Origin of the sequence: Micromonospora rubida, assembly GCF_009908295.1 — a bacterium.
GTDB classification, from domain to species: domain Bacteria; phylum Actinomycetota; class Actinomycetes; order Mycobacteriales; family Micromonosporaceae; genus Micromonospora; species Micromonospora rubida.
This window is the reverse complement of the sequence record NZ_JAAALO010000003.1, coordinates 385,328-400,255: the sequence shown is the minus strand read 5'-3', so window position 1 is coordinate 400,255 and position 14,928 is coordinate 385,328. Positions and strand designations below refer to the sequence as shown.

At 75.5% G+C, this 14,928-nt stretch carries 13 protein-coding genes; 6 read left to right on the top strand and 7 right to left on the bottom strand.

The window, feature by feature from the left end; genetic code table 11:
• The first annotated feature begins 126 nt into the window (after window positions 1-126).
• From GVV04_RS11410 to GVV04_RS11390, 5 genes are read left to right on the top strand one after another with little or no spacing between them, the layout of a single operon-like run.
• On the top strand, window positions 127-978 hold the full coding sequence (locus GVV04_RS11410; RefSeq protein ID WP_161687360.1) for a hypothetical protein: 852 nt from the start codon (window positions 127-129) through the stop codon (window positions 976-978).
• The gene (locus GVV04_RS11405; protein ID WP_161687358.1) at window positions 975-1,571 is read left to right on the top strand and encodes a DUF4129 domain-containing protein; all 597 of its coding nucleotides are present in this window, start codon (window positions 975-977) and stop codon (window positions 1,569-1,571) included. Before GVV04_RS11410 ends, GVV04_RS11405 begins: the two co-directional genes overlap by 4 nt.
• A complete protein-coding gene (locus tag GVV04_RS11400) occupies window positions 1,568-3,103 on the top strand; it encodes a DUF4350 domain-containing protein (protein ID WP_235965956.1) in 1,536 nt (511 codons plus the stop codon). The genes GVV04_RS11405 and GVV04_RS11400 overlap by 4 nt, the downstream gene beginning before the upstream one ends.
• Entirely contained in the window at window positions 3,100-4,092 is a 993-nt protein-coding gene (locus GVV04_RS11395; protein WP_161687356.1) for an AAA family ATPase, read from the top strand. Before GVV04_RS11400 ends, GVV04_RS11395 begins: the two co-directional genes overlap by 4 nt.
• On the top strand, window positions 4,089-5,399 hold the full coding sequence (locus tag GVV04_RS11390) for a DUF58 domain-containing protein (protein ID WP_161687354.1): 1,311 nt from the start codon (window positions 4,089-4,091) through the stop codon (window positions 5,397-5,399). Before GVV04_RS11395 ends, GVV04_RS11390 begins: the two co-directional genes overlap by 4 nt.
• On the opposite strand, the gene GVV04_RS11385 is transcribed toward GVV04_RS11390, so the two are convergent.
• Window positions 5,377-6,390, bottom strand: coding sequence for a stage II sporulation protein M (locus tag GVV04_RS11385; protein WP_161687352.1), 1,014 nt, complete (start codon window positions 6,388-6,390; stop codon window positions 5,377-5,379). The genes GVV04_RS11390 and GVV04_RS11385 overlap by 23 nt on opposite strands.
• Window positions 6,391-6,431: 41 nt before the next feature.
• Between GVV04_RS11385 and GVV04_RS11380 the strand changes: the two genes are divergently transcribed.
• Entirely contained in the window at window positions 6,432-7,337 is a 906-nt protein-coding gene (locus tag GVV04_RS11380) for an RDD family protein (RefSeq protein ID WP_328822316.1), read from the top strand.
• Window positions 7,338-7,362: 25 nt separating this feature from the next.
• On the opposite strand, the gene efeB is transcribed toward GVV04_RS11380, so the two are convergent.
• From efeB to GVV04_RS11350, 6 genes are all read right to left on the bottom strand, one after another.
• Window positions 7,363-8,643 (bottom strand): iron uptake transporter deferrochelatase/peroxidase subunit, encoded by a 1,281-nt coding sequence (gene efeB / locus GVV04_RS11375; protein ID WP_161687350.1) that lies wholly within the window; start codon window positions 8,641-8,643, stop codon window positions 7,363-7,365.
• A 49-nt stretch (window positions 8,644-8,692) separates the two neighbouring features.
• On the bottom strand, window positions 8,693-9,826 hold the full coding sequence (efeO, locus tag GVV04_RS11370) for an iron uptake system protein EfeO (RefSeq protein ID WP_161687348.1): 1,134 nt from the start codon (window positions 9,824-9,826) through the stop codon (window positions 8,693-8,695).
• A 20-nt stretch (window positions 9,827-9,846) separates the two neighbouring features.
• Window positions 9,847-10,764, bottom strand: a complete 918-nt coding sequence (gene efeU, locus GVV04_RS11365; RefSeq protein ID WP_161687347.1) for an iron uptake transporter permease EfeU — start codon at window positions 10,762-10,764, stop codon at window positions 9,847-9,849.
• A gap of 173 nt (window positions 10,765-10,937) precedes the next feature.
• Window positions 10,938-12,437, bottom strand: coding sequence for an adenosylhomocysteinase (ahcY, locus tag GVV04_RS11360; RefSeq protein WP_161687346.1), 1,500 nt, complete (start codon window positions 12,435-12,437; stop codon window positions 10,938-10,940).
• A gap of 280 nt (window positions 12,438-12,717) precedes the next feature.
• A complete protein-coding gene (manA, locus tag GVV04_RS11355) occupies window positions 12,718-13,881 on the bottom strand; it encodes a mannose-6-phosphate isomerase, class I (protein WP_161687345.1) in 1,164 nt (387 codons plus the stop codon).
• Window positions 13,882-13,883: 2 nt separating this feature from the next.
• Window positions 13,884-14,903, bottom strand: a complete 1,020-nt coding sequence (locus GVV04_RS11350; RefSeq protein WP_161687344.1) for a cation diffusion facilitator family transporter — start codon at window positions 14,901-14,903, stop codon at window positions 13,884-13,886.
• Window positions 14,904-14,928 lie beyond the last annotated feature (25 nt).

The window sequence follows — 14,928 nt, the reverse complement described above, 5'->3', positions numbered from 1 at the left end:
GCGTCACCCGGCACGGTACTGCCGGTTGGCCGTCCACCGCACGTCCAGCGCGCGGGGTCGTGTCACCATGACCGGTGCGGGTGCCACCGAGCCCCGGCCATCGCCAGCCGTCCCCGGGGAGTACGCGTGCCAGACGCCGGCCCGACCGCCGTGCTCCCGCGCCGGCCGCTGACCGTCGGGGAGCTGCTCGACTCGGCCGTCCTGCTGCTGCGCGGGCACGCCCGGGTGCTGATCCCGGCCGCGCTCGTCCTCGCCACCGCCGAGCAGTTCCTGCTGCACCCGCTGCGGGTCGCCGCCGGTGCCCGACCGCCCGGCTTCGCCTTCCATCTCGGGCAGCTCCCCCCGTACTGGGGGTTGTTGGCGGTGGGGGCGGCCACCGAGGCGGTGATCGTCCTGCTGCTCGGCAACCCGGCCGCCCGGGCCGCCGGTGCGGCGCTGCTGGGCCGTACCGCCGGCCCCGGCGAGCTGGTCCGGCCCGCCGGGGCCCGGCCGGGGGCGACCGTGCTGCTGGCCGCCGGGGTCGGCGCGGTCATGCTCGTGGCCGCCCTGCTCGGGCCGGGCTGGGTGGTCGCCTGGGCGCTGCTGGGCTCGGTCGCGTCGGCGCTGGTCGTGGACCGGGTCGCCGCCGCCCGGGCGCCGCTGCGCGCCGCCGCCCTCGCGCTGCGCGCCGGCTGCCGGGCCGCCGCCGTCCGCCTCCTCGGCTACCTGGCCTGGTGGATCGTCCGGGTCGGGCTGGGCTTGGGCGTCTTCTACGGGCTGCGCGCGCTGGGCCTCGTGGACCTCACCGACCCGGCCTGGGCCGTGCCGGTCTCCGGCGCGATCTGGGCCGGCGTGAACGGCATCGCCTACCCGGCGCTGGCCTGCCTCGACGCGGTCCTGCACCTGGAGGGCCGGATGCGTACCGAAGGGCTGGACATCCGGCTCTCCCGGGCCCCGGCGGGCCTCGGCGAGCCGGCGCTGCTGGCGGCCGACCGGTGAGCCTCAGCCGGTGGTGGACCGAGACCACGGCCGCGCTGGGCGACCACCTGCCGTTGCCGCTGGCCGCGCTGCTCCTGCTGCTGACCGCCGGGCTGGTCGCGCTCGGCTGGTACCACCACCCGGCCTGGGTTCCCCGCCGGCTGCCCCGGCTCCGACTGCCCCGCCTCCGCCGGCCCCGGCTGCCCCGCCTCCGCCGGCATCAGGGCACCGGCCCGGCCACCGGCGGGACGGCGGCGCCCGCGCCGGACGCCGCCCCACCGGACGGGACTGGCCCGCTGGCCGACCGGCTGGCGGCGCAGGGCCGCTACGCCGAGGCGGTCCGGGAACGGCTACGCGGCATGCTCGGCGAACTGGTGGCCCGGCGGGTGGTGGAGCAGCGCCCGGGAATGACGGTCGCGGAGCTGACCTCGGCCGCCACGGCGCGCCGTCCCCAGGTCGGCCCGCCGCTCGCCGCCGCCGCCGGGATCTTCTCCGACCTCTGGTACGCCCAGCGCCCGGCCGCCGCCGAGCACGACCGCCGGATGCGGGAGCTGGCCGCGGAACTGCACCAGGTCCTCACGGCCCCGGCCCCGCAGGGCGGTGAGCGGGCGTGACCGCCGTGCCGCACGACATCGGGCCCGCCGTCCCGGCGCCCACCGCACCGGCACCCGCCGCCGCACCGCGCCGCCGGCGTTGGCACCGGCTGGCGATCCCGCTGGGACTGGCCGCGCTGCTGACCACGATCACCGTGGTCACCCACGCCGTGGACCAGCCCGACCCCACCGAGCCGGGCTTCCTCTCCCCGGTCGCCACCGACGCGGACGGCGGCAGCCGGCTCGCCGAGGCGCTGCGCGACCGGGGCGTCGTCGTGCAGCGGGAGACCGACCCGCTGCGGGCGATGCTGGCCACCGCCGGGCGGGCGACGCTCTTCGTGCCCGCGCCGGAGCTGCTGCACCCGGGCACCCTCGGCGCGCTGCGCGACCTGCCCGGCCGGACCCGACTCGTGCTGGTCGACCCGCCCCGGCAGGTGCTGGAGGCCACCGGCCTGCCCCTGGTCCCCGCCGGCCGGCGGTGGGCCACCCGGGCGGTCGGGCCGGACGTTGACGGGCTGCCCTGCGCGCTGCCCGAGGCCGCCCGCGCCGGGGTCGCCGCCGCCGAGCGGCAGCGCTACGCCGTCCCGCCCGGCCGGTCCGGGGCGGCCGTGGACCGCTGCTACGCCGACGGGCTGGCCCGGGTGCCCCGGTCGACCGAGACCGTGGTGATCGGGGCCAGCGACCCGTTCCGCAACGACCGGATCGGCGAGCGGGGCAACCGGGAGCTGGCCACCGGCCTGCTCGGCACGACCGGCCGGGTGGTCTGGCTCGACCTGGACGGCCCTGCCCCGCCACCACCGAGCCCCGACGGCACCGACGGGCCGAGCTGGCCGGCCGACTCCGAGGGCCCGGGCGGCGGGACCGGCGACGACGGGTCGCCCGGCGGCGGCGACGAACCGGGCGGGTCCGGCGACGACCGGGGCGACGGGGACTCCGCCGCCGACGGCCGGCCCCCGCCCAACCCGCTCTGGGCGGCCTTCCCCGCCTGGTTCTGGGCCCTGCTGACGCAGCTCGCCCTGGCCGCGCTGCTGCTGGTGCTCTGGCGGGCCCGCCGGCTCGGCCCGCCGGTCTCCGAGCCGCTGCCGGTGGCCGTCCGCTCGGCCGAGACGGTGCTCGGCCGGGCCCGGCTCTACCAGCGGGCGCGCGCCCGGGGCCCGGCCGCCGACACGCTGCGCTCCGCCGCCCTGGCCCGGCTGCTGCCCCGGCTCAACCTGCCCGCCGACCCGCCCCCCGACGCGGTGTCCGCCGCCGTCGCCGCGCGAGCCGGCGGCACCGCCGCGCAGGCCCACGACCTGCTGTACGGCGACGAGCCGACCACCGATCGCGAGCTGCTGGACCTGGCCCGCTCGCTGGACCTGCTGACCCGTACCGTCGCGGGGACGCCCGAGGCGGCCCGGGCGGACGCCGGCCCGCACGTGCGCCCCCCGGTGGCCGCCGACCCGCGTCCGCCTGACCCGGTCGCCGCCGACCCGCCGGCCGACCTACCGGGCCCCGACCGGCCGGCGACCGTCCCCCGACCCCGCCCCGCCCCGCCGAAGGAGGACCCCCGGTGAACCGACCCGCCGGAACCGCCGAGCCGCCGACCGCCGGCCCGGACGACGCCCGCGCCGCCCTGCACCGGCTGCGTACCGAGGTGGCCAAGGCGGTCGTCGGGCAGGACGGGGTGGTCACCGGCCTGGTGCTCGCCCTGCTCTGCCGGGGGCACGTGCTGCTGGAGGGGGTGCCCGGGGTGGCCAAGACGCTGCTGGTCCGGACCGTCGCCGCCGCCCTCGACCTGACCAGCAAGCGGGTGCAGTTCACCCCGGACCTGATGCCCGGCGACGTCACCGGATCGTTGATCTTCGACCCGCGCACCGCCGCGTTCACCTTCCGCGAGGGGCCGGTCTTCACCAACCTGCTGCTCGCCGACGAGATCAACCGAACCCCGCCGAAGACCCAGTCCGCGCTGCTGGAGGTGATGGAGGAGCGGCAGGTGTCGGTGGAGGGCGAGCGCCGGCCGCTGCCGGAGCCGTTCATCGTGGCCGCCACCCAGAACCCCGTCGAGCACGAGGGCACCTACCCGCTGCCGGAGGCGCAGCTCGACCGGTTCCTGCTCAAGCTCACCGTGCCGCTGCCCAGCCGCGACGAGGAGCTGGGGGTGCTCCGGGCGCACCACGCCGGGTTCGACCCACGCGACCTGGTCGCGGCCGGCGTACGGCCGGTGGCCACCGCCGACGACCTGGCCGCCGCCCGGGCGGCGGTCGGCCGGGTGTACGTGGCCGACCCGGTGCTCGGCTACGTCGTGGACCTGTGCCGGGGCACCCGGGCCGTGCCGGCGCTGGAGCTGGGCGCCTCCCCCCGGGGCGCGACCGGCCTGCTCGCCACCGCGAAGGCGTGGGCCTGGCTGGCCGGCCGGGACCACGTCACCCCCGACGACGTGAAGGCCGTCGCCCGCCCCACCCTGCGGCACCGGCTGCGGCTGCGCCCGGAGGTGGAGCTGGAGGGGGTCGGGGTGGACACGGTGCTGGACACGGTGCTGGCCACCGTGCCGACGCCGCGATGACCTGGCGGGCGGCGGCGCTGCTGGCGGCGGGCGCCGCCACCCTGCCGCTGTGGCCGGCGCCGTTCGTCGGGGTCATCCTGATGACCGTGGTCGTGCTGGCGCTGACCGCCGTCGACTGGGCGCTGGCCGCGCCGCCGGCCGGGATCGCGGCCGACCGGGACGGGGACCGACGGGTCCGGCTCGGCGGCACCGCGACCGTGGCCCTGCGGCTGACCAACGCCTCGGCCCGTACGCTGCGCGCCCGGGTCCGGGACGAGTGGGTGCCGTCGGCCGGAGCGCGGCCGGACGTGCCGCCGGGGCGGGTGGTCCGGATGGACCCGGGGGCGGGCGTCGACCTGCCGACCCGGCTCACCCCGTCGCGGCGCGGCGACCGGCCGGCGGTCGCGCTGACCATCCGCTCGTACGGGCCGCTGCGGCTGGCGTTCCGGCAGCGCGCCGGCCACCCCGCCACCCCGGCGTGGACGCTGCGGGTGCTGCCCCGCTTCGACTCCCGCCGGCACCTGCCGGAGAAGCTGGCCCGGCTGCGGGTGATCGACGGCACCCAGGTGACCCGGGGCCGGGGCGAGGGCACCGAGTTCGACACGCTGCGCGAGTACGTCGTCGGCGATGACGTCCGCTCGATCGACTGGCGGGCCAGCGCCCGCCGTTCCGACGTGCTGGTACGCACCTGGCGCCCGGAGCGGGACCGGCGGCTGGTCTGCGTCCTCGACACCGGGCGGACCTCGGCGGCGCGGATCGGCGACCAGCCCCGGCTGGACGCCTACCTCGACGCCGCGCTGCTGCTCACCGCGCTGGCCGCCCGCGCCGGCGACCGGGTCGACCTGATCGCCGCCGACGCCGTGGTCCGGGCCGTGGTGACCGGCGCGGGCCGGCCGGCGCTGCTGACCCGGTTGGTGGACGCGGTCGCCCCGCTCCAGCCGGCGCTGGTGGAGACCGACTTCGCGCTGATCGCCGGCGAGGTGCTGCGCCGGGAGCGGCAACGCAGCCTGGTGGTGCTGTTCACCGCGCTGGAGGCCGGGGCCCTCGGTGAGGGGCTGCTGCCGGTACTGCCCCGGCTGGCCGCCCGGCACCGGGTGATCGTCGCCGCGACCCACGACCCCGTGCTCACCGAGCTGACCACCACCGCGCCGGGCCGGCCCGCCGACGCGTACGCCGCCGCGGCGGCCTGGCGCGCCCTGGCCGAGCGGGACCGCCTCCGCGCCGCCCTGACCCGGTACGGCGTCACGGTCCTGGACGCCCCGGCGGACCGGCTGGCCCCCGAGGTGGCCGACGCCTACCTCCGCCTCAAGTCCCTCGGCCGGCTCTGAGCCCCAAGGCCTCGACAGTGGACCCGGCGGCGGCGCCCGGCGGGACGCCGCCCCCGCCGACCGCCCGGCGGCCGAGCACGACGACGTACGCGAGGAAGGCGAGCCAGACCGCCGCGCCGGCGCCGATGCGGAGCGCGGCCGGCAGCGGGGCCGGGGTGACGAACGCCTCCAGGCCGGCGGAGACCGCGAAAACGCCGACCAGGCCCACTGCGGCCAGCACGGCGGAGCGGCCGGCCTCGGCCAACGCCCGGCCCCTGGTGAGCCGGGGCGGCGGCGCGATCCACGCCCACGCGGTGCGCAGCCCGACCCCGGCGGCCACGAAGACCCCGGTGAGCTCCAGCAGGCCATGCGGGGTGATCATGCCGAAGAACACGTCGGCCCGGCCGTAGGAGACCATCACCCCGCCGACCACCCCGAGGTTGAGGGCGTTCTGCCAGAGCAGCCAGAACACCGGAACGACGAGCACCCCGGAGGCGAGGCACTGGGCGGCCAGCCAGGCGTTGTGCGTCCACAGGTGGAAGGCGAAGGTCGGCGCGGAGAACTCGGTGTAGTAGCCGGCGAACCCGGACCGGACCAGCTCGGCGGCGGCCTCCTCGCCGACGAACGCGGCGGCGGTGTCCGGGTGCCCGGCGACGTACCAGATGAGGAAGCCGCTGAGCAGGCTGAAGCCGGTCGCCACCGCGCACCACCACGGCCAGGCCCGGTAGACCGCCCCGGGGAAGCCGACCAGCAGGAACCGCCCGACGGCGGCCCACGACGGGCGGGGCCGGCCGGTGATCCGGCCCCGGGCCAGCAGCACGAGCTGGGAGAGCTCGGCGACGAGCCCGGGCTCGGGCGAGCGGCTGCGCAGCACCGACAGGTGGGTGGCGGCCCGCTGGTAGAGCGCGACCAGCTCGTCGGCCTCGGCGGCGGAGAGTCGACGCCGGCCCGACAGCTCCTTCAGCCGGTGCCACTCGCCCCGGTGCTCGGCGACGTACGCGTCGAGATCCACTGGTCCTCCCCCGTCCGGCGACCATAGTGTTCACTGTGCTGGTGAACGCGCAACCACCGGCACCGGCCACCGGCGCGTCCGGCGGCGACGCCGGGCTGGTCAGCGGCGAGGCCGTGGCGCTGGACGTCCGGGCCGCCCGGATCGGCTCCCGGGTGCTGGCGCTGCTGCTCGACCTGGTGGCGCAGGCGGGGATCGCGGTGGTCCTGGTGGTCTGCCTGTCGGCGGCGGTGGCCGCGTTCCCCGCCGGGCTCGCGGACGCGGCGCTCAGCGGCGCGTTACAGACCGTCGGGGCGATCCTGGTCCTGGTCGGCTACCCGACGCTGTGGGAGCGGTTCGCCGGGGGCCGCACGCCCGGCAAGCTGGCGGTCGGGCTGCGGGTGGTCCGGGTCGACGGCGGGCCGGTGGGGCTGCGGCAGTCGCTGACCCGGGCCCTGGTCGGGGTCGCCGTGGAGTGGCCCGGCCTGGTGCTGCCTCTGCTGAGCTGGGTGGCGAGCGTGGCGGTGATGCTCACCGACCGGCGCGGCCGGCGGCTCGGCGACCTGGTGGCCGGCACGATGGTGGTGCACACCCGCGTCGCCACCGCCTGGCGGCCCGCCCCGCTGCTGGCCCCGGCGCTGGCCGGTTGGGCGTACGCGCTGGACCTCACCCGCCTCGACGACGACCTCGCGCTGGCCGTCCGGCAGTACGTCACCCGGGCGCACCGGTTCGCCGAGCCGGCCCGGTCCCGGCTGGCCGGGGCGCTCTGGGCGGAGGTGGCAGCCGTGACGACCCCGCCGCCGCCGGCCGGCGTACCCCAGGGGGTGTGCCTGGCCACCGTGCTGGCCGAGCGGCACCGCCGGGCGACCCACCGGCTGCACCGGGCCCGGGCCCGCACCGCGACGCTGTGGCCGGAGCTGGCCCCGGCGCCGGCCGGGGGTGGGCCGCGCGCCGCCGGGGCCGGCGACTGACCCGCCGGCACGCGGGCCGGGCGGGTCAGCCGAAGAGCGACCGGCCCCAGTGGTCGCCGCCGTCGCGCACCCCGGGCGGGCAGGCGAAGATGCCGCTGGAGACGTGCCGCAGGTACTCGTTCATCGCGTCGTTGCGGGCCAGCCGGGTCTGGATCGGCACGAACTGCTTGCGCGGGTCCCGCTGGTAGGCGATGAAGAACAGCCCGGCGTCGAGCCGACCCAGCCCGTCCGAGCCGTCCACGAAGTTGTAGCCCCGGCGCAGCAGGCGCGCGCCGTCGTGCTGGCTGGGGTGGGCGAGCCGGACGTGCGCGGTCTCGGCGATCAGCGGCTGGCCGTCGTCGCCCTTCGCGGCGAGGTCGGGCTCGTCGAACTCGTCGCCCCGGCCCAGCGGGGCGCCGCTGCCCTTGGTCCGGCCGACGATCTGCTCCTGCTCGACCAGGGAGCTGCGGTCCCAGGTCTCGACCAGCATCCGGATCTTGCGGGTGACCAGGTACGACCCGCCGGTCATCCAGTCCGGACCGTCGCCCGGCTGGGCCCAGAGCTGCTCGCGCAGCAGCCCGGCGTCCTCGGCCTTGAGGTTGGCGGTGCCGTCCTTGAAGCCGAACAGGTTGCGCGGGGTGGCCTGCCCACGGGACGTCGACGAGGTGCGCCCGAAGCCGAGCTGCGACCACCGGACGCTCACCACGCCCATGCCGATCCGGGCCAGGTTCCGAATGGCGTGCACCGCCACCTGGGGGTCGTTGGCGCAGGCCTGGACGCAGAGGTCCCCGCCGGACAGCTCCGGGCGCAGCGCGTCCCCGGCGAAGTGCGGCAGGTCGGCCAGCGCGGCGGGCCGGCGGCCGGCGAGGCCGAACCGGTCCTTCCCCTGGGCGTCGCGGAACAGCGTCGGGCCGAAGCCGATGGTGAGGGTGAGCTGCGACGGGGGCAGGCCCAGGGCCTCGCCGGTGTCGTCCGGCGGGGCCTCGGGGACGCCGCCGACCGCGCCGAGCACCCCGGCGTCCCGACCGGCGGTCATCCGGGCGGCTGCGGCCGTCCACTCCTGGAGCAGGTCGACGAGCCGGGCCCGGTCCTTGGTGACGACGTCGAACGCGACGAAGTGCAGCCGATCCTGGGCCGGGGTGGTGATGCCGGCCTGGTGCTCGCCGTGGAACGGCACCGCGCCGGCCGCCGCGCCCTGGTCGGCGGCGGCGCGGTCGCCCCCGCCCCGGGCCAGCGCGCCGGCCCCGACGGCGACGCCGGCCACCCCGGCGACCCCCGCGCCCGCGAGCGTGATCGCCCTCCGCCGGGACACCTGGTTCCCGCTCATGCCGTCACCCTCCCCTGCTCTTCGCTGCGCCGCCCACCGGGGCGGTCGGTCACCGGGCGACGACCGCCGCCACCTTGCTGATCGGCTCGGCCAGCGCGTTGATGCTGTCCGAGAGTTCCTTCAGGTCGGCCTTGCTCAGCGCGGTGTGCAGCTTCCAGCCGTCGCCGTCGCGGTGCTTGCCGAGCGCGGTCTCCACGTTGGCGAACTCCTTGTCGAGCTGGGCGACCAGCTCCGGGGAGCGCTGCTCCAGGGCGGGGCGGAGCGAGGCGATCGCCGCCTTCGAGCCCTCCAGGTTGGCGTTGAAGTCCCAGAGGTCGGTGTGCGAGTAGCGCTCCTCCTCGCCGGTGATCTTGCCGCTGGCGACCTCGTCGAGCAGCGCCTTCGCGCCGTTGGCGAGCTGGAGCGGGGTGAGCTTCTCGGCGTTGGCCTTGGCCACGATCGCCTTGACGTCGACCAGGAGCTGGTCGGCGATCGGGCCGTCCTTGCTGATGTCGCCGGTCGTCCAGAGGTCCTTCTCGATCCGGTGGAAGCCGGTGAACTCCATGCCCTCCTCGATGACCTCCTCGCGGCCGTCGATCTTCGGGTCGAGGTCGCCGAAGCTCTCCGCCACCGGCTCGATCCGCTCCCAGTAGGTGCGGGCCACCGGATACAGCGCCTTGGCCTTCGCCACGTCGCCGGCCTTGACCGCGGCCACGAACTCCTCGGTCTTGGTCAGCAGGGCGGCGGTCTGGCTGTTGACGTAGCGCTGGTAGCTCGCGGTGGCCTCGGCCAGCGCGGCGTCGGGGGCGACGGTCGCGGCGGTGCCGCTGACCTTCAGCGCACCCCGGATGCCCTTGCCGATCATCCCGGGCTTGCAGGCCGTCTCGTACGTCCCGGCGGGCAGCTCGACGCGGAGCTCGCGGCTGAGCCCGGGGGCGATGTTCTCCACCTCACCCATCACCCGGTCCCCGGCCGCGTAGATGTAGAACTCGGTGACCTTGGCACCGGAGTTGGTCACCTTGAAGGAGGTCTGACCGGCGGGCAGGTCGGTCCGGCCGACCTCGCACGTCGTGTCGTTCGCCTTGACGGTGATCGGGCCCCCGTCGCCGGCTGCGCCGTCCTTCTCCGCTCCGCCGCAGGCGGCGACGCCGGTGGTGGCCAGCACGCCGGTGGCGGCCAGCGCCAGGAAGCGGGTGGTACGCATCAGGAGTTCTCCTCGTCAGGTCAGGCGCGCGGCGACGCGGTCGCCGGCCCGGTTCCGCTGGTGGTGGAAGATTCGGTGCCGGGGGCCGCCGGGCCGGACGGTTCGACGGCGGTGTTCGGGGCGGGCCGGGCCGGGGCGGCTGGCCGGCGCAGGAAGATCAGCAGCACCGGCAGGGCGTACGCGACCCAGGCGACCGTCTCCAGCACGCTCGGCGCGGGGGTGACGTTGAACATCCCGGCGAGCAGGGCGGCGTACCAGGTGCCCGGGTCGAGGACTCCGGTGATGTCGAAGGCCAGGTCGTTCAGGCCGGGCAGCACGCCGGCCTCCTGGAAGTCGTGCACGCCGTACTTGAGGATGCCGGCGGCGACCAGGATCAGCAGGGCGCCGGTCCAGGTGAAGAACGTGGACAGGTTGATCTTCAGGGCGCTGAAGTAGAGGCCCACGCCGATGGCCACGGCGCTGACGATGCCGCCGATCAGGGCCAGCAGCGGCCCGCTGTCCCCGGCCGCGCCCTGGGCGGCGGAGTAGAAGATGAGGGCGGTCTCCAGGCCCTCCCGGATCACCGCGAGGAAGGCCATCCCGGCCACCGCGACGGAGCCGACGGCGAGCGCCTCGCTCAGCCTGCCGCGCAGCTCACCGGCCATGGTCCGGGCGGCCCGGCGCATCCAGAAGATCATCCAGGTGACGAAGACGACGGCCGCGACCGAGGTGACCGCCTCGAACAGCTCCCGGTCCTCGGAGCGGGCCAGCAGCGAGGTCGAGGTGTACTCGATCAGCCAGCCGAACAGCACCGAGAGGGCCACCGCGAGCCCGACGCCCGCCCACACCTGGGGAAGCCGGTCCCGGCGCTGCGACTTCACGAGGAAGGCGACCAGGATGCTGACCACCAGGGTCGCTTCCAGGCCCTCCCGCAGGCCGATCAGGTAGGTGGCGAACATCGGAACTCCGTGATCCGTAAGGCTGCTCGGCTAACTTAGGGCAGCCATACCTTCCTCCCGTTCCGTGAACTCGTCAAGCCGGTCGGGGCGACGTCACTCGACCACGCGGCGGCCCGACACGCGAAGGGACCGGGCCCGCCGCGGCGCGGCCGACCCGGTCCCTGTCGTGCGGCTCAGTAGCGGTAGTGCTCCGGCTTGAACGGGCCCTCCTGCGAGACGCCCAGGTAGGCGGCCTGCTCCTTGGTCAGCGTGCTCAGCTTCGCGCCGAGCGCGCCCAGGTGCAGCCGGGCGACCTTCTCGTCCAGGTGCTTGGGCAGCACGTAGACGCCGATCGGGTAGTCCTCGGGCTTGGTGAACAGCTCGATCTGGGCGATCGTCTGGTTGGCGAACGAGTTCGACATCACGAAGCTCGGGTGCCCGGTGGCGTTACCCAGGTTCAGCAGCCGGCCCTCGGAGAGCACGATGATCGAGTGCCCGTCGGCGAACTTCCACAGGTCGACCTGCGGCTTGATGTTGATCCGCTCGACGTCGGAGCGCTTGGCCAGGCCGGCCATGTCGATCTCGTTGTCGAAGTGACCGATGTTGCCGACGATGGCCTGGTGCTTCATCCGGGCCATGTGCTCGTTGGTGATGACGTCGAAGCAGCCGGTGGCGGTGACGAAGATGTCCGCCTGCCCGACCACGTCGTCCAGGGTGGCGACCTGGTAGCCGTCCATCGCCGCCTGGAGGGCGCAGATCGGGTCGACCTCGGTCACCACGACCCGGGCGCCCTGGCCGCGCAGCGACTCGGCGCAGCCCTTGCCCACGTCGCCGTAGCCGAGCACGACGGCCATCTTTCCGCCGATCAGCACGTCGGTGGCCCGGTTGATACCGTCGATCAGCGAGTGACGGCAGCCGTACTTGTTGTCGAACTTGCTCTTGGTCACCGAGTCGTTGACGTTGATCGCCGGGAAGAGCAGGGTGCCGGCGCGGTGCATCTCGTAGAGCCGGTGCACTCCGGTGGTGGTCTCCTCCGTCACGCCCTTGATGCCGGCGGCGATCCGGGTCCAGCGCTGGCCGTCCTCGGTGAGGGAACGGCGCAGCACCTCAAGGATGACCGCGTACTCCTCGGAGTCGGCGGACTCGACCGGCGGAACCGCCCCGGCCTTCTCGAACTCGACGCCCTTGTGCACGAGCAGGGTGGCGTCGCCGCCGTCGTCGAGGATCATGTTGGGGCCCTCGCCGTCCGGCCAGGCCAGCACCTGCTCGGTGCACCACCAGTACTCCTCCAGGCTCTCGCCCTTCCAGGCGTAGACCGGAACGCCGGCCGGGGCCTCGGGAGTGCCTTCCGGGCCGACGACGATCGCGGCGGCGGCATGGTCCTGGGTGGAGAAGATGTTGCAGGAGGCCCAGCGGACCTGGGCGCCGAGCGCCAACAGGGTCTCGATCAGCACGGCGGTCTGGATGGTCATGTGCAGCGAGCCGGTGATCCGCGCCCCGGCGAGGGGCTGCGCCTCGGCGAACTCTCGGCGGATCGCCATCAGGCCCGGCATCTCGTGCTCGGCGAGCTGGATCTCCTTGCGTCCGAACTCGGCGAGCGACAGATCCGCCACCTTGTAGTCGCCCTCGGCGAGGGTGCTCGGCCGGGCCTCGGACGGCCTGCCGCTGGGGGTAGCCGGGAGGGTGCTGGTCATAGAAGCTCCTGTCGAACGAACGAAGTGCTGCCCGACCCTTTACCTTACGCGCGAGAGCGGACAGCGCGCGGGGCGGTCGGTCGTGAACGGACTTTCCGCCCACTGCCCGGCCGCCCCGCGCATCCCCCCGGTTTGGTTCCCCGCACGCTTCCGGACCTTCGTCGCGTTAACGCTGCGTACTCATAGATTCACACTGCGCCAGGGCAACGTCAAGCTATTCCGGGAATTTCGGATATGTGTCGGCCGAGTGGGGCCGACCTTCCCCCAACTGGGGCGACGGTCAGTCGAGCCCGGGGGTGGCCACGTACGCCTCGCCCTCGCCGTCGAGGACGAGCGGGCCGGCGTCGGCCGGGCCGATCGCGGACTGCCCCGGCACAAGGGCGACACCGCCCCGACCGTCGTCGACCGAGAGCCTCCCGGCCCGGCAGAGCACCACCCGGGGGCCCGGCACCGCGAGCCGGACCGGCGGCGCACCGGCGTCCAGCCGCACCCGGTGCAGCGCGAAGTCGTCGACGGGCACCGGCCAGCGGACCACCCCGGCGGACACCTGTTCCGGGGCCACCACCGGGTCGTCGAGCACCTCGAAGCGGAGCACCCGCAGCAGCTCGTCGACGTCCACCCGCTTCGGGGTCAGCCCGCCGCGCAGCACGTTGTCGCTGGCCGCCATGATCTCCACGCCCGTGCCCCGCAGGTAGGCGTGCAGGTTGCCGGCCGGCATCCAGATCGCCTCCCCGGGCGCGAGCCGGAGATGGTTGAGCAGCAGCGCCACCAGCACCCCGGGGTCGCCCGGGTGGTGGGCGGCCAGCGCTCGGGCCAACTCCGCGCCCGGCCCGGCGGCCTGCGCCGCCAGCGCTGCCGCCACCAGCCCGGCCCGCTCCGCCGCCGGCCAGCTCAGCAGCAGCCGTACGGCCTCCCGCAGCCCCGCCGGGCCGCTGCGCAGCGCCGCCACCACCGGCTCCAGCGCCGGTACGCCGAACGCGGCCAGCGCCTCGGCCGACTCCGCCGGATCGCGGAACCCGCAGAGCGCCTCGAACGGCGAGAGCGCGACCAGCAACTCCGGCTTGTGGTGCGGGTCGGCGTAGTTGCGCTCCCCCGCCGGACGCGCCGCGTCGGCCGCGTACCCGACACGGGCCTGCTCCGGGTCCGGGTGGGCCTGGAGGCTCAGCGGGGCGTCCGCGGCGAGCACCTTGAGCAGGAACGGCAGCCGGGGGCCGAACCGCTCGACCACCCGGTCGCCGAGCCAGCGCCCCGGCTCGGCGGCCAGCAGGTCGACCAGGCTCGCCGCCGCGTCGTCGCGCCGCACCGTGGCCGGCGCGGCCGGGTGCGCGCCCAGCCACAGCTCGGCCTCCGGCCCCGCGCTGGGCACCGGGCGCCCCTGCAACTCGGCGATCGCCGAGCGGGAGCCCCAGGCGTAGTCCCGGATCGGCCCGTGCAGCGGTTCCATGCTCAGCTCCCGGCGTGGGTCTCGCGCACAGCCGCCCCCGGCGTGCCGCCCCCCGGGGTGTCCGGGACGGCCGTGGGGGCCGCGGCGCCGGTGCCGGCCCGCTTCGCCGCGACGGACCAGATGTCCGGCTCCAGGTAGATCACCCGGGCGAGCGGGACCGCCGCGCGGATCCGGGCCTCGACGGCATTGATCCCCCGAGCCACATCCTCGGCGCTCTCGCACGCCGGGACCGCGATCTTCGCGGCCACCATCAGCTCCTCCGGGCCCAGGTAGAGCGTCTTCATGTGGATGATCCGCTCGACCTCCGGGCCGGCGGTGACGGCCCGCTCGATCGCGGCCACGTCCTTCGCCTCGGCGCCCTCGCCGAGCAGCAGGCTCTTCGTCTCGATCGCCAGGACGATCGCGATGATCACCAGCAGGACGCCGATCATGGCGGTGCCGGCCGCGTCCCACATGCCGTTGCCGGTGATCAGGGTCATCCCCACGCCGACCAGCGCGAAGACCAGACCGATCAGCGCGCCGAAGTCCTCCAGCAGCACCACCGGCAACTCCGGGGCCTTGGACCGGCGGATGAAGTTCACCCAGGACTGGTTGCCCCGGGTGTGGTTGGACTCCTTGATCGCCGTGCGGAAGGAGAAGCTCTCCATCACGATGGCCGCGACCAGCACGACGACCGGCACCCATTGCCATTCCGTGATCCCGTGCGGGTCGGCCGCCTTGTGCCACGCCTCGTACAGCGCGAACAGGCCGCCGAGGCTGAACAACACGATCGACACGATGAACGCGTAGATGTAGCGCTCCCGGCCGTACCCGAAGGGGTGCTCGGGGGTGGCTGCGCGCTTGGCCCGCCGACCGCCGAGCAGCAGCAGGCCCTGGTTGCCGGAGTCGGCCACCGAGTGGATCGACTCGGCCAGCATCGACGAGGAGCCGGTCAACAGGAACGCGACGAACTTCGTGATCGCGATGCCCACGTTCGCGAACAGCGCCGCGACGATCGCCTTGGTGCCGCCGTTGGCGCTCATGCCGGTCCCCGTTCGATGCCGCACG

What these genes read in the sequence shown, in the direction of transcription:
- efeU (WP_161687347.1), bottom strand. Translation starts at nt 10,764, where the DNA reads ATGTTCGCCACCTACCTGATCGGCCTGCGGGAGGGCCTGGAAGCGACC.
- efeO (WP_161687348.1), bottom strand. Translation starts at nt 9,826, where the DNA reads ATGCGTACCACCCGCTTCCTGGCGCTGGCCGCCACCGGCGTGCTGGCC.
- GVV04_RS11350 (WP_161687344.1), bottom strand. Translation starts at nt 14,903, where the DNA reads ATGAGCGCCAACGGCGGCACCAAGGCGATCGTCGCGGCGCTGTTCGCG.
- efeB (WP_161687350.1), bottom strand. Translation starts at nt 8,643, where the DNA reads ATGAGCGGGAACCAGGTGTCCCGGCGGAGGGCGATCACGCTCGCGGGC.
- GVV04_RS11390 (WP_161687354.1), top strand. Translation starts at nt 4,089, where the DNA reads ATGACCTGGCGGGCGGCGGCGCTGCTGGCGGCGGGCGCCGCCACCCTG.
- ahcY (WP_161687346.1), bottom strand. Translation starts at nt 12,437, where the DNA reads ATGACCAGCACCCTCCCGGCTACCCCCAGCGGCAGGCCGTCCGAGGCC.
- manA (WP_161687345.1), bottom strand. Translation starts at nt 13,881, where the DNA reads ATGGAACCGCTGCACGGGCCGATCCGGGACTACGCCTGGGGCTCCCGC.